This is a genomic window from Paenibacillus amylolyticus, from assembly GCF_036894225.1.
Lineage (GTDB): Bacteria > Bacillota > Bacilli > Paenibacillales > Paenibacillaceae > Paenibacillus > Paenibacillus amylolyticus.
Genome location: NZ_CP145892.1, coordinates 4,512,400 through 4,526,229, shown reverse-complemented (window position 1 = coordinate 4,526,229; position 13,830 = coordinate 4,512,400). Strand labels below are relative to the sequence as shown.

12 protein-coding genes are annotated in these 13,830 nt (G+C 45.7%); 5 read left to right on the top strand and 7 right to left on the bottom strand.

The window, feature by feature from the left end; translation table 11 throughout:
• The first annotated feature begins 62 nt into the window (after positions 1-62).
• The 3 genes from V6668_RS20100 (at position 63) to V6668_RS20090 (ending at position 2,425) form a co-directional block, all read left to right on the top strand.
• Positions 63-920, top strand: coding sequence for a hypothetical protein (locus tag V6668_RS20100; protein ID WP_338706513.1), 858 nt, complete (start codon positions 63-65; stop codon positions 918-920).
• A 126-nt stretch (positions 921-1,046) separates the two neighbouring features.
• Positions 1,047-1,565, top strand: a complete 519-nt coding sequence (locus V6668_RS20095; RefSeq protein WP_338706512.1) for a hypothetical protein — start codon at positions 1,047-1,049, stop codon at positions 1,563-1,565.
• Positions 1,566-2,275: 710 nt separating this feature from the next.
• Complete coding sequence (locus tag V6668_RS20090) at positions 2,276-2,425, top strand: hypothetical protein (RefSeq protein ID WP_338706511.1); 150 nt, start codon at positions 2,276-2,278, stop codon at positions 2,423-2,425.
• Between the two features lie 297 nt (positions 2,426-2,722).
• Here the strand turns inward: V6668_RS20090 and V6668_RS20085 are convergent, their stop codons facing one another.
• Entirely contained in the window at positions 2,723-2,941 is a 219-nt protein-coding gene (locus V6668_RS20085; RefSeq protein ID WP_338706510.1) for a helix-turn-helix transcriptional regulator, read from the bottom strand.
• Between the two features lie 113 nt (positions 2,942-3,054).
• On the opposite strand from V6668_RS20085, the gene V6668_RS20080 reads away from it, so the two are divergent.
• Positions 3,055-3,324: a DUF6809 family protein gene (locus tag V6668_RS20080; protein ID WP_338706509.1), complete on the top strand. Its 270-nt coding sequence runs from the start codon at positions 3,055-3,057 to the stop codon at positions 3,322-3,324.
• Positions 3,325-3,459: 135 nt separating this feature from the next.
• Here V6668_RS20080 and V6668_RS20075 read toward each other — a convergent pair whose 3' ends face one another.
• Both V6668_RS20075 and V6668_RS20070 read right to left on the bottom strand, forming a co-directional pair.
• Entirely contained in the window at positions 3,460-4,836 is a 1,377-nt protein-coding gene (locus V6668_RS20075; RefSeq protein ID WP_338706508.1) for a right-handed parallel beta-helix repeat-containing protein, read from the bottom strand.
• A 553-nt stretch (positions 4,837-5,389) separates the two neighbouring features.
• A complete protein-coding gene (locus tag V6668_RS20070) occupies positions 5,390-6,982 on the bottom strand; it encodes a catalase (RefSeq protein ID WP_422395222.1) in 1,593 nt (530 codons plus the stop codon).
• 206 nt (positions 6,983-7,188) lie between these two features.
• On the opposite strand from V6668_RS20070, the gene V6668_RS20065 reads away from it, so the two are divergent.
• Positions 7,189-9,153, top strand: coding sequence for an ATP-dependent DNA helicase (locus tag V6668_RS20065; RefSeq protein WP_338706507.1), 1,965 nt, complete (start codon positions 7,189-7,191; stop codon positions 9,151-9,153).
• A 492-nt stretch (positions 9,154-9,645) separates the two neighbouring features.
• Here the strand turns inward: V6668_RS20065 and cysK are convergent, their stop codons facing one another.
• From cysK to V6668_RS20045, 4 genes are all read right to left on the bottom strand, one after another.
• A complete protein-coding gene (gene cysK, locus V6668_RS20060) occupies positions 9,646-10,602 on the bottom strand; it encodes a cysteine synthase A (protein WP_289389751.1) in 957 nt (318 codons plus the stop codon).
• A 161-nt stretch (positions 10,603-10,763) separates the two neighbouring features.
• The gene (locus V6668_RS20055; RefSeq protein WP_338706506.1) at positions 10,764-11,147 is read right to left on the bottom strand and encodes a hypothetical protein; all 384 of its coding nucleotides are present in this window, start codon (positions 11,145-11,147) and stop codon (positions 10,764-10,766) included.
• 467 nt (positions 11,148-11,614) lie between these two features.
• Positions 11,615-11,848 (bottom strand): hypothetical protein, encoded by a 234-nt coding sequence (locus V6668_RS20050; protein ID WP_017687536.1) that lies wholly within the window; start codon positions 11,846-11,848, stop codon positions 11,615-11,617.
• Positions 11,845-12,882 (bottom strand): nucleotide-binding protein, encoded by a 1,038-nt coding sequence (locus V6668_RS20045; protein WP_051447360.1) that lies wholly within the window; start codon positions 12,880-12,882, stop codon positions 11,845-11,847. The genes V6668_RS20050 and V6668_RS20045 overlap by 4 nt, the downstream gene beginning before the upstream one ends.
• Positions 12,883-13,830 lie beyond the last annotated feature (948 nt).

Below are 13,830 nucleotides of genomic sequence, written 5' to 3'. Positions count from 1 at the left end.
GTTGAAACCAACTCAACACAAATGCTATATTTTACTTGTAAATATATATTTGGGGGATGGATATGGACAATATTTATAGGGACCGAGACCTCACCAATATAAACAAACAACTTGATTTGGCAATGGCGAATCTTAATCAGGATATAAATAAATGGGTAGAGAAGAATACTAGAATAGCAAAAACCTTGGGACCAACAATAGAGGCGATACGGAAAGCTTCAGTTGATTATGATCCTCTCATTACTGCTATAAAAGATTTAAAAGATATAATTCACAAAGATTATCCACGTTTTGAACAAACTAGTGATTTGTCTTTTTACGAACGTATTCATCAAGCTTGTTTAATAAACACAAATTATGGTTGGTGTTTATCATCTGATTTTTCAATTAGTGCTTATAGAAGAATAGCTGATAGCGAAGATAGTCAGGAAGAGAAAGATAGGCTGTTCGTGATGGAGTTTGAAGCGGACAACTTTGACTTATATGAGGCCGAGAAGAAACAGATAATAATGACAGCACATCAAGAATGGCGAGCGTTCTATGAAGAATGTTTTTATTTTATAGATAATGGGAAGTACAAGGCTGTCATCCCTTCACTAGTGTCGGCTATTGAGCATGAATTAAATTATGAACAAACTATTGATTACGGAAACAGGTTGATTCGTAGAGTAAAAGCTTCACTTGAAAATGGAGATCAAACTTCTTTCCTATACACAGTCAGTATTTCTGTGCTTAATCTTCTAAAAAACAATATCTTCACAAACCATCAATTTGATGGGGATAGACTCATGTTACTAAATAGAAACTGGGTCTTGCATGGACGTGATAATCCTTCACTTTGGGGAAAAGAAGAAGTTTATAAGTTAATAACTTTGATTTCAGCCTTGAGAATGATAAGAATGCATTTCTTAGAAGAATAGTATTCAACTAAAGGACAGGCCAATGGCTTGTCCTTTTTTATCCTCCTTCATGTTAATTCTTGACCGCCGTCGTTTATTGTCTGATACTGGAAGATGTTGTATTATAATTTAATTAGGAGTGGGCAGATGAAAAAGAGATATATATTGTTGATTGTAGTACTAATCATTTCCATGTGGGCTGCTTCGTGGTATTACATACCGCTTATCTATAGCAATGAAGAGTTAGAAGCAGGAACCTTCGGTGATATGTTTGGAGCGGTCAATGCGTTGTTCTCAGGTCTTGCCTTCGCAGGACTAATTTACACAATTGCAGTACAAAGACAAGAATTGCGAGCGCAAAGTAAGTCCATAGAGATGCAAACTAATGAAATGAATCTACAAGTAAAAGCTATACAGATGCAGACTGAGGAGTTGTCTTTACAAAGAGATGCTATTCAAATGCAAACTGAAGAATTAAAAATGCAGAGAGAAGAGACTGCAAGATCTGCTGACCAACTTGAAAAGCAACAACGTTTATTGAATCTACAGACTGCCATTACAACAGTAAATGAATTGATAAAAATTAAGAATAAAAGAATTGATACATTTATTAATGATGAAAGTCAAGGGCTAGATGCACTATCGTATTTATTAGTTGAAAGTTAAAAGGGTATTAGATATAAGCCTGAAGTGGATTATTATTTTAGGACAATTTATGAACCGTTTTTCTATATTTTACAGTATATTTCTGATATAGATTTGGAAAACGAACAAAAAAGTATGCTTGCTAAATTATTGGATGTAGACACAACTAATGAAGAAATAGACATTATATTTCACGCTTTCTCGGAAAATACTAAAAAAATCGAATTGCTAACACGATTCGAATTCGACAAGAGATTAAAATTTTACGAATCCCAAGTTAAATGAGAGAGCAGTTGCACTAAAAGTAGACGAGATAAGTACGTCTACTTTTTTGTTTTTTTTTGCAAGATAACGTGGGGGTGGTGATGAATGTATGAGGATGCTAATTAAATCCGTAGCAACACTATAGTAAAACAGCATTTATTCATTTGCGAATTCGGTTCTTCCGGCTGCGATAAAGCTTCAGATGATGGGGGTTGGGAGGATGACCTCACCAAGATCGTCTAACGGAGGGGATATATTCAATTGGCTCCCAAAAAGTATCAAAGCACTTATATTATTGATCTGACCAAACTATAAAATCATACAGCAGAAGGTTTGCTTGGAATCCTTGTGTCTGTTGATCCTGATATTTCGCATGTGCTCTACAACTTTCTGCGTAGGGGAGATGCCCCACTTACATTTACAGCAAAGAAGCAGAGTGGTAGTGATGATAAGAATGACAGCGGTCTTTGGATGCAATCAAGAACTTACTGGACTCTCCACTTCCTTCACCTGGTTATCAGAATGGAAGGTCGCTGGACAAGCTTGATACGATTCAGCGGATGATGATCATTGTACGTGTGGTTTGTTCTGGTGAAATAGTTCTGAATCAGCGTTAAAACATGTGTTTGATATCGTGCCTGTTTGGTTCAGGAGAGAAGAGGATATGAATCGACTTGTTCCTTGGAAATACATCAAAAAATCCACGTCTCCGTGCTGTTAAGGAATGGTTGGTCAATAGAAAAATTTTAATACGCCGACATTCATCTATAGAGAGTACGATCTTATGGTTGATGATCCTTACGGACGAACGCCCATAGCAAGTTTGAAAGGGGGAATACATTACCAGGGTACTAGTTTGGCTTTGTTTTCAACATGAGTGGACTTAGCCTCGGGTATGTAAAACTCAAGTCGAATCATTTTGATGGATAAGGTCCCCTAACATCTGTCCGATTCAAAAGATAATCTGTACTGGTCTGATGATAATCAGCCAGTTTAATCAATATAGCCGTTGGAATATCCAATTCACCACGTTCATAGTTGCTATAAACACGTTGGCTACAGCCAAGATAGGTGGCCATCTGTGTTTGGGATAAGTCTTTGTCTTCACGCAAATTGCGTATACGAGCATACATGTTCATCACCTCATCAACATCATACTTTAGCGTGTTATCCGCTATTGATTTTTAGCGTAAAATCCGCTAAAGTATAGTGAGAATAGTTGGTAAAAAGACTAGGTGGGGATAACATGTCAAACCTGATCGAAGATTTGTTTCACGGGAACCTGCGGTTGGACGAGTCGATTCATCCTGAGCAAGAAGAGTATCAGGAGATCAATCGCCAGATATCGGACCTCATGCAGGATTACAAAACACAGCTTACGGGGAACGAATACGATGCCTTGGAGCAACTGATAGACTTGATCGGACAATCCACGTCCATGTATGTGGAAGCGGCGTTTGAGCAAGGTTTTCGCACAGGCGGTAGACTGATGATTGAGGTTTTAGCTAAACCGTGAGTATTTACCTACTTCATAAGCCAGCGGCAGACAATACACAGCAATTCAAAAATCCCCTCCTCCGTTACCACCGCTTAGGCGGAATGGGGAAGGGGATTTTGCATTTAATTACTCTATTATTTTACTAACTACCACTTACCGTGCACCAATATTCGTACCCACTGGCGTACCCGAGCCGATCAGATCACTGCCGCCCACAAGCTTGAGGAAATTGCCCAAGACAGGCGTTCCGTCCCCGCTACGTGTTACTGAAGGGACGAGGGAGACAAAGTCGGCTACGCTGGCGAGCAGGCCTTTGGCGTTCTCGCTTTTTTTGTTTTTCCACCAGATGTTGGTGCTGCTGACGTCGGTTCCGCTTGTTTTGTCACTGGCGCCGCCTTGGAAGGACAGGTTGTTGGTGAAGATGTGGGTACCTACATCAAAGGCAAAGTTGCTTTGCCCGTTGTTCCAGGAGGTGTTATTTTTCATCTGGATCGAACCGGGATTGCTGTTGTAGGTGAAGCCGTGCTTTTTGTTATTAAACGCAATGCTGTTCTCAACGATATGATTCACTGCAATCTTCTCACCACCCAGCTTGAAGCCGTTGCCATCGCTGTTAGAGGTGGAAGTACCGTCTGCCGTTGCTCCATTGGCGTAGGCAATGCTGTTGCGGATCGTAACCGCGCCAATGGCGCCTGTGTCCGTTTTGCTATACAGATCCCAGCCATCGTCCACGTTATAGGCCGCAATACAACCGTCGAAGACATTGCCCGGGCCTACGGTCAGTTTGGCCGCAAAACCGTCGGCATCCTCGCCGTCATCCGGGTCATAGTTGTTGTGGGAGTAAGAACGAATCACCTCATTATATGCAGGCCATTCACTCTTGGCGGCTGTAGAAGCATAACGTCCCATTTGAATACCCGTATCCCGGTTGTGATGAGCCTCGATCTGCTCCAGACGGTTGTAACTGCCTCCGATGAAGATGCCGTTGTCGCCCGCACCCTTCACCTCAAGCCCTTTGACGAACCAGTAGTCTCCGAACATTTGCAGTCCACGATTGGTGGAAGCGAAGGCCTGGGCTGAGAAATCAAAGACCGGTTTTTCCGATCCATACGCCACCAGGTTTTTACGTTGGCTCGATGTGCCGCTGTTGCCACGTTCAATGGTAATGGTCTGGGAGAAGTTATAGTTACCGCCTCGTAAATAGATGGTTTTGCCTGGGGCGATCTGGGTTAATGCGTTAGCGAGTGACGTAGGGCTGTTGATGGTTCCCGGATTGCTGGCTGAGCCGCCAGGAGACACATACAGATCACCAGCAGCAAGTGCGATATTCGAAGTCGCCACCGATTCAGAGGGATTTTGCAAGCTGCTCTCGATCAGTTCCTCAGCACCGGCCGATCCACCACCAATTAATAATAGAGGGAACGCAGCACTCAGACAGATATGGGCCATTTTGGATTTGAGGGAGCGTTCCTTCAGAGAACGTGCAGATCGTGCAGATACATGAGTGGATGTGGATGGGAATAATTTCATTACGTAAGCCTCCTTGGTTAATTGAGAATAGAATGAAGAGCATGTGGTAGCCGTGTACCAGACCGTTACCTATGAGATAGGTCATGCCGGCTGGTTAGATGTAATCTCTAGGACACAGCTTTATGGTAAATGTTGTAAGTGTTATCATCAATAATCATCTGATCAGATGGAGGTACATGCAGGCAGGTCAGGCCTGCAAGCTTCCAATGCCTGTAATATCACGTGAATTATGTAATCTTTCCATTGGGTGATAGCTCTCATTTAACGAAGAATCATCTGAAATGAACGTAGAGAAGTACGCTTTTCCATCCTCAAAGTACCAGTTTTACTTATGATCCACTCCTATGAACTTCATTCAACCTAAAATAAATAGCAGCCTACATCCTGAAGTGGAGATTACACTCAAGCTAGTCATGAAAAAGCCCTGATAGCAGCTGCAACTGGCAACTTGACGATCAGGGCTATGTTTAATTCAGAACGTAATCTGCTTACTCAACATACTCGAATGTACTAACAGTGTCAGACTCAGCGATCCAAACGCTGTCCATCCACCTTAATAACCGTCCGTCTCACGACTGCGTTTCTCTGCTTGCTCGACACTTGGTTCATGTTTCGGTTGGACTGTGGCACTATCATCGGTTGGTACAGAGGTTAATCCTTCAGAGACGCGCCGACCGTAATCCGCATCCGCTTGGGTGAAGTAAGAGATCATACGCTCCCGGATATCCGGTTTGCATTGTGCCAACGCGCCGACCATGTTGCTGATTAGCTCATCCCGCTCCCAATCCTCGAATGCCCGGTACGTATCACCCGCTTGTCCAAAGTCATTGGTGCGCTCAATCTTCTCACGAACAAGTCGGCCTTCCACCAGTGGTTCATGCTCCTTACCACGTGGCGCCGCTTCCTTTAGTCCACCGAGCGAGGAAGGTTCATAGTTCACATGTGGATTCTGACCCGGTGCCCGATCGACCTGATACTGCATCTGCCCGCCGCTCTGATTGGTTGCCACCCGGTTTTTCGGCGCATTCACAGGCAGTTGCAGATAATTCGCACCCACCCGGTGACGCTGGGTATCTGAATAAGAGAAGGTGCGTCCCTGCAGCAACTTGTCATCTGAGAAATCCAGCCCGTCTACCAATACACCTGTGCCAAACGCTGCTTGCTCCACTTCATTGAAATAATCCTCGGGATTACGATTCAGCGTCATTTTGCCAACAGGTAGAAAAGGAAACTGCTCCTGCGGCCACAACTTGGTCGGGTCCAGCGGGTCGAAATCCAACTCCGGATGCTCGCCGTCCTCCATCACTTGAACGCACAGCTCCCATTCGGGATAGTCTCCTTTTTCAATAGCGTGATACAGGTCCAATGTCGCATGATTGAAGTTCAGTCCCTGAATCTCGCTCGCGTCTTTTTGCAGCAGGTTGCGTATCCCTTGATTGAGCGGTTCCCAGTGATATTTGATGAGCACGCCCGTGCCTTCCTGATTGACCCATTTATATGTATTAACACCCGACCCTTGCATCTGCCGATAATTCGCTGGAATGCCCCATGGAGAGAAGAGGAATGTCACCATATGGGTAGCTTCAGGACTTAGCGATACAAAATCGAAAAACCGCTCCATATCCTGTGCATTGGTCAACGGGTCTGGCTTGAAGGCGTGTACCATATCCGGGAATTTAAGCGGGTCACGAATGAAAAAGATTTTCAGATTGTTACCCACCAGATCCCAGTTGCCATCTTCGGTATAGAATTTTACAGCAAATCCGCGCGGGTCCCGCAGTGTCTCCGGTGAATGTCCGCCATGTATAACGGTAGAGAAGCGAACGAAAACGGGCGTTTGTTTGCCTTTTTCCTGAAATAGACGTGCACGTGTGTACTTCGATACTGGTTCACTCCCGGCTGTTCCATACGCTTCAAATATGCCATGAGCGCCAGCACCGCGGGCATGGACCACACGTTCCGGAATACGTTCGCGGTCGAAGTGAGTAATCTTTTCGAGAAAATGATAGTTCTCCAGCGTAGTCGGTCCCCGGTTGCCAACGGTTCGTACATTCTGATTGTCCGTAATGGGATGCCCTTGTCGATCCGTTAATGTCTCAGGGTCTTTGTCTGAGGAATGCTCTGATTGTGAAGACTGATGATTCATGGAGTGGAGCACCGCCTTTCCTTAAAGTGGATTCCTGTATATATTTTCCCTGAAAAATGGTTCTATACATTCAACCTCGCAAATAATCTCGTAAAAAAAGCTTGTCACCCGCTTCATCGCGTGAGATAATTAACTTTTGCCCTGCGGCCTTTTTTGAACGGAAAAATGAAAGAGGACCGCGTCTAAGAATGGAGGCTGACCTAGGATTGTCTACACAACGTTATCCTTTTGCATATGATCCGGCTGAACCTTTTGTATCCCGTCTGGGAGAATGGGTCGCCGATGTTTTTTACGATATTTTGCCAGAGTTCGGCTTCGAGGTACGGGATGAACAGATTTTTATGGCGTACCAGCTTGAACGGGCCTATGGAGATAAAAAGACCATTATGGCGGAGGCTGGTGTCGGAACAGGCAAGACGTTAGTCTATCTGCTCTACGCGGTCTGTTATGCACGTTATACGGGCAAACCGGCAGTGATCGCCTGTGCCGATGAGTCCTTGATTGAACAGCTTGTGAAGCCCGGTGGAGATATTGCGAAGCTGGCTGCACATCTGGACTTGGAAGTGGACGCACGTCTGGGCAAGTCACCGGATCAATACGTCTGTCTGAACAAACTAAGTGCGATGCGATTTGCGGATGAAGATGCGCCTGTTATTGAAGAAGTGCATGAGAGTCTGCCAGATTTTGTGAATACGCCGGGTACACTTCAGGCCTTCCATCCGTATGGTGACCGCAAACAGTATCCACATCTAAATGATCGTCAGTGGAACAAAATCAACTGGGATCCGTTCCAGGATTGTTTTGTTTGTCCTAAAAGACAACGTTGCGGCCTGACGCTGTCGCGTGACCATTACCGTCGTTCCAAAGACATCATCATCTGTTCCCATGATTATTACATGGAGCATGTGTGGACCTATGATGCGCGCAAACGCGAGGGCCAACTGCCACTCCTGCCTGATCACAGTTCAGTTGTATTTGATGAAGGACATTTGTTGGAAGAAGCAGCCCTGAACGCACTGAGCTACAAGCTGAAACACCGCATTTTTGAGGAACTCGTCACTCGCCTGTTAGAAGGAGAGATTCGTGAATCCCTCGCGGAGTGTGTGGATGAAGCGATTGAGAGCAGTGAGCGACTGTTTGCGTTGCTGGATACGTATACGGTGGCGATCCCTGGTTCGGAACGGAAAGAAGTTCGGGTAGAAGCACCGCTTCTGCGTGAGATTGAACGTCTGACGAGTGTGCTGGATGCAATCGGCGAAGAATTGGTATTTGAGAGCGGATTGTTCTCGCTGGATGGTTACCAGATGCGTGTCGTGGAAGAACATCTCGATATGATTCAGTCTGCGCTTGCCTTGTTCCGCAAGGAAGATGGTTACATCTGTTGGGCGGAAGAGAGCGAGGATGAGACGACCTTATCGATCATGCCGCGCACCGTGAAGGAAATGCTGAACGAGCGTGTGTTCAACACAGGTATTCCAATCGTGTTCTCCTCCGCAACGTTATCTGTGGACAGTTCATTCCGTTATGTGGCGGACAGCCTGGGCATTGATGATTTTGTATCATTCTCGGTGGCTTCCCCGTATGATTATGCGGACAAAATGAAGATGAAAATTACCGATGAAGCTATACCGGGTCACCCGGAGAACGAAAATCGCATGCGTGATGCGGTGTCGTTACTTCAGGAGAGTGGAGGACGTGCGCTGGTTCTGTTCCGTACGATGGAAGAACTACGCGCATTCAAGCAGGACATCGTTCATGTACCTGAAGCAGAAGGTTTGCGCTTTATGTATGAGGGCGACCGGGAGATTAGTGATTTGATTGCGGCGTTCCAGCAGGATGAGGAGAGTGTGCTGTGTTCCGTTAATCTGTGGGAAGGACTGGACGTTCCAGGTCCGTCATTATCCAATGTCATGATCTGGTCGCTTCCGTATCCACCACAGGACCCTGTCTTCAATGCAAAACGCAGTGCGTCAGCAGCACCATACGAAGAGATCGATCTTCCGTATATGCTCTTGCGTGTGAAGCAAGGTCTCGGACGTCTGATTCGGACAAGCACGGATTCCGGTTCCGCGGTCATTCTCGATGAATCGCTGTATACCAAAAAGGAAGCCAAAGACCGCATTGCGGCCCTGCTTCCTGAAGGTGTGGAATGGACAACCCTGACACACTAACCAGCTTACGTTAAATATTCTTGCTTTATTTTTGATGATAAGGTTTCTTGCCAAAATAAGTTCTTGTTCTCTGCGGATTCACCATCCGTATGTGAGCATGAGCTTATTTTTTTATTTTGATGGTTCCTTCAATGTACTTCTCTTCTCTTTTTTTCGAGGGATTTTCCCTCGCTCCTCGCTACCAATCGCTCCAACATTCTACCGAACCTACCGCACCTTATTAGAGTGATAATGAAGAGATGTAAATTCTAACGAATCTCAGTAACGTTATCCCGCCGAAAATAGCTTTTAAGCCTGTAAATCGACCGAATTTGGAGAAATAACGTCGCTGTGATTCGTTACACGTCAGACCTGCGCAAATAGGAGCGAATAGCGTGTGTCAGGTTCATTAGAACCAATGACCAATGAGCGCTAATAAGGGAGGGCCTCTGTCATGCTCATGACTTATGGGAGATGGAAGCCCCTTTTTGATGTGTACAGATTTATGCTGTGTTAAAAAATACCCATGCTCAGATACCGTTCCCCGGTATCCGGCGCAATGCAGAGCACGCGGTGCCCCGGCCCTAGTTCCTTCGCGATACGAAGGGAAGCCCACACCGAAGCGCCAGAGGAAGGGCCGAGCAACAGCCCTTCCCGGGCAGCAAGCTGCCGCATCGTATCCAGTGCGTCCTCATCGGACACCTGGATGATGGCATCCCACACGTCGGTATTCAGGATGTCCGGAATGAACCCCGGACTTGTACCGACGAGCTTGTGTGGTCCGGGCTCGCCACCGGACAACACCGGAGAACCTTTGGGCTCCACCGCATAGATGCGGATATCAGGTAACTGCTTGCGCAGTTCTTCTCCCGTTCCGGTAATGGTTCCGCCAGTCCCGGCCGTAGCGATGAAGGCGTCCAGCCTGCCATCCATCTGCTGCATAATCTCGGGAGCCGTCGTGATCCGGTGAATGTCCGGGTTCGCCTGGTTCTCGAATTGCTGCGGAATGAAACTTCCCGGAATGTCTGCCTGAAGTTCTTTCGCTTTGCGAATCGCACCAGGCATCCGCTCCGCAGCAGGGGTGAGCACCACATCTGCGCCATAGGCTTTCAGAATGTTGATGCGCTCCTTGGACATATTGTCCGGCATGATCAGAATGGCTTTATATCCTTTGGCGGCGGCATTCATCGCAAGACCAATCCCGGTATTGCCGCTCGTCGGTTCAATAATGGTAGCACCAGGGAGCAAGTGTCCCGCAAGTTCAGCTTGAACGATCAGATTGTATGCGGCACGGTCTTTGACGCTGCCACTCGGGTTAAAGTATTCCAGTTTCACGTATACGTCAGCGGAGTCGCTGCCTGTGAGTCGGTTCAGTTTAACGGCAGGTGTCTGGCCGATCAGTTCTGTTACATCTGCGGCAATGCCTGTATGTGCGGGTGTTTGTTTAATCGAATGGGTATTCAAATCCATGAAGTACAACTCCTTGATTGATAAGACGTTGAGAATATATCCGGTTGAAATCAATTCATGCCTTATTGGAATGGTTGGATATCTCTTCTCCATCTTAATGAACGTAACCTTCCGTGGTCAACTTGTTTTGCTGGGGATGGGTTCAATATTGTTAGAGTTGATCAGGTCTGCGCCAAGTCCATCTGCAGATGCCGACTGAGTTCTTTTTTGACTTCATTACGTGCGAATGTCCACAGCATATAGAACCGTTGCCAATACCCTCTGCACATATACAGAGTTTCGATACCCTCGGCTTCCCGTTTCTCTTCCAGTACTTTGACACCGCGGGTTCTCATCTGTTTACGAAGGGTCAACATCTCCTTGAGCACATTGTTCTGAATGCGGGTCAGCGATAGAATGTAGACTTCGGGCATCTTCAGCAGCAGCGTATCCAGTGTGTGAATATCTCGTTCAAGTACATCCAGCAAAAGCGTGCGCACAACCAGACCTTTGATCAGACTATGGTCTTCATCCGCAGGGGATGGGGCGGAAGTTGAGGATGTCATATGTTCACTTCCTTAACCTTTAATTGGAATTTTATATTTACAGAACATGTGTTCCTATATTATAATCAATATATGTAATGGAGATACACAATACAACCGAGAAATATTGGAAGCACACATTATCGCATTTTTCTAAAGGTACAGATAGTGAGTGAGGCTAGGGATTTAGGGACAAGCCTGCTCCAAAATAAGGTATAATTTATGGGTTTTGCAGGAAACCTAAGGCCATAAACCAAATAAGCCTTATGCAATGCAGTCTGCTACAGAAGTAATTACAAGCAATGAATTAAAGCAGTGAATTACAATAAGGATTTCAGAATGACTTGCCGCAACACGATGGCACCAGGTCAACGAGTAGAAGCAGTTTTATTTTAGCGAAAATGAGCAACAAAAAAGCCCCTGCCTTAGGCGGCGGGGCCTATGAAATACTGCCGATTCAGCGGCAGGTTTGATGATGTGTTCAGAAATTAAGCAAGATATTGAGGCTTTTCGTAGAACGCCTCTTTTTCAAGGATGACCTTATAAGGTCTTTCCTTGCCCTTCAGGGAGGGCCCAATGGTAGTTAGCGGTACGGCCGGCTTGTGGAAACGATCTTCTTCCTTGGGTTCCGGAACCGGTCGTGATGATTCGGGCGCAGAACTGAGGCGTACCTTTTTTTCGCTGCCCCAGCGCTTGCTTATTTTTTTCGTTTCCGGTTTCATTCCGGTTCGCCTCCTAACAAATCGTTGATGGCGTTGAACAGTTGACGATTCTGTAAGTCAATCTGCTGAAATACCGCCTCATCCGCTTCAATATGTCCAATAATGTGAACGGTGATAACATACCTCTTGGCTACAGGATAGCATAGCAGATACTCTTTCTCAAGGTAATCATCATACAGGTTAATCTTGATTTTATTCTCCCGGTAAGAATCAATCACCAGGATGCGCTTGGGATCATCCGGTTGTTTGTCGTCGTTAGCGGACAAGTCATACTTTCTCCCCGGTTCTCCAACATTACCACATAATTGCTCGATGTAACCACTGTCATCTGTACGGTATATGGCTGTGCCACGTACAGCGAATGGAGGATGAGAGACAAAGGCAGTACGCAAGGCATCGCTCATTCGCTCCAGCATCTTGGCATCTGCTTTGCGGGTACGCAGCAATTCCCTAAAGAACCGCAGCAACTTAAGCAGTTGTAACCTTGCTTCTCCCTCAGTGCGTTTATGCTTCTCAATGATGTTCTCCAATTCTGGATCACTCCAGCGTCCTTGTTCCTCAATACTGTCTGCGATTTTGGAACATGCCACGGACACGGCTGGTGCCCACTTTCCGTCAGAACGGATTTCATATACGAGTGGATTTAACCCCAGCAGATCTGTGGGCATACGCAATCCTTCGACCTTGGTTGTGTCCTTGATGTCTGTAATATCCTCAGGAAGAATGAAAAAAATACGTTTTCGTCCCAGACGACCCATAAACAGACCCATTTCCAGCATTGTATTATCCCGGACTGACGCGTAGTACTTCCCGCGAATTTTGGATATATCATCCGGATGAAAAATAAAAATGGCAAAGTCAGTCGTACGGACCTCTACTTCCAGATCGTCCATGGTATAGCTACTTGGATTAAAAACCCCGGAATACCAAGGGGTAACTTCGGCTGAAAAACGTAAGTTTTCGTGTACTGCGGCTGCAATCGGCTTCGCTTCCAGCGAGCAGCCAATAAAGACTCTTGGCTTTAACGTTTTCATCAATCCGCCTCGCTTAAACGGTAGTGGGATTCAATTGTTATATTATACCATAAACAGCAGAGTAAGTCTGGAAACGTCTGAACTGGACAAAGAATAAGCCGATTACGTTTGCTATAGTGTATGTGTGAAAGGAAAATGATTCCTTTAAAAAGCGCAAGAAAATAAAAAAAGGCCCCAATTTGTCACAGTTGGGTGACTGACAGTTATTTTTGGAAGCTTTGGTCATAGAATAAAGGAGCAGGTTGCACCATTAGCAAGCATTGCTTATCCTGGTGTTACCGTATGACTGCTGGAGCAGTCCAAAGGCTGCTTTATGCCTGTTTTTGAGGGGTCTGCTGTTTAGACCCGGTCACGTTGGTGTTATATAATAGAAGAACAAGCAAGTTAGCTTTGGTGTTTAAACTGAATGAACTTGCAACTGCTGTAAGTTGGACTTACAATTTACACAGGAACGAAGAGTGCAGAACCCAATTGTAGAAGCGAAGCGTTCGCCTGAAAGCTTTTTGAATGAAAGCAGATTCGGAAGCATAAGCTATCACCGGATTTTCCCCAGAGGGAAAATGGAATTCCAAAAATCCGGGGATAACCGCGATCAAAAGAGGGTACTGTAATCCAAGTGTAAGTGTACAATTAAATGTTCAAGCTTATGCATTGTAGTTATTTTTCAGTTTAACTGAGCACAGCTAACCACAACAGAACAGAAAGGATCAGGATACCATGAGTTCCCGAAGGACAATCTCCCCAAGGACGATCTGGAAACGTTACGATCTCTCATACACATAGCGCCCCTTGTAGAGTACACCAACCGGTTCAAAAAAACGGCTGACTCTGCGAAAGAGGGGATTGGAATGAATATTCGAAGGACGTACACGATGATTTCTTCCAGGCTTACCTTTTGCAGGGTACGGTCGGTCTAAAAAACCAACCTACAAACTGCGAGGGAACCTG

What these genes read in the sequence shown, in the direction of transcription:
- V6668_RS20100 (WP_338706513.1), top strand. Translation starts at nt 63, where the DNA reads ATGGACAATATTTATAGGGACCGAGACCTCACCAATATAAACAAACAA.
- V6668_RS20095 (WP_338706512.1), top strand. Translation starts at nt 1,047, where the DNA reads ATGAAAAAGAGATATATATTGTTGATTGTAGTACTAATCATTTCCATG.
- V6668_RS20085 (WP_338706510.1), bottom strand. Translation starts at nt 2,941, where the DNA reads ATGTATGCTCGTATACGCAATTTGCGTGAAGACAAAGACTTATCCCAA.
- V6668_RS20080 (WP_338706509.1), top strand. Translation starts at nt 3,055, where the DNA reads ATGTCAAACCTGATCGAAGATTTGTTTCACGGGAACCTGCGGTTGGAC.
- V6668_RS20075 (WP_338706508.1), bottom strand. Translation starts at nt 4,836, where the DNA reads ATGAAATTATTCCCATCCACATCCACTCATGTATCTGCACGATCTGCA.
- V6668_RS20070 (WP_422395222.1), bottom strand. Translation starts at nt 6,982, where the DNA reads ATGAATCATCAGTCTTCACAATCAGAGCATTCCTCAGACAAAGACCCT.
- cysK (WP_289389751.1), bottom strand. Translation starts at nt 10,602, where the DNA reads ATGGATTTGAATACCCATTCGATTAAACAAACACCCGCACATACAGGC.
- V6668_RS20055 (WP_338706506.1), bottom strand. Translation starts at nt 11,147, where the DNA reads ATGACATCCTCAACTTCCGCCCCATCCCCTGCGGATGAAGACCATAGT.
- V6668_RS20050 (WP_017687536.1), bottom strand. Translation starts at nt 11,848, where the DNA reads ATGAAACCGGAAACGAAAAAAATAAGCAAGCGCTGGGGCAGCGAAAAA.
- V6668_RS20045 (WP_051447360.1), bottom strand. Translation starts at nt 12,882, where the DNA reads ATGAAAACGTTAAAGCCAAGAGTCTTTATTGGCTGCTCGCTGGAAGCG.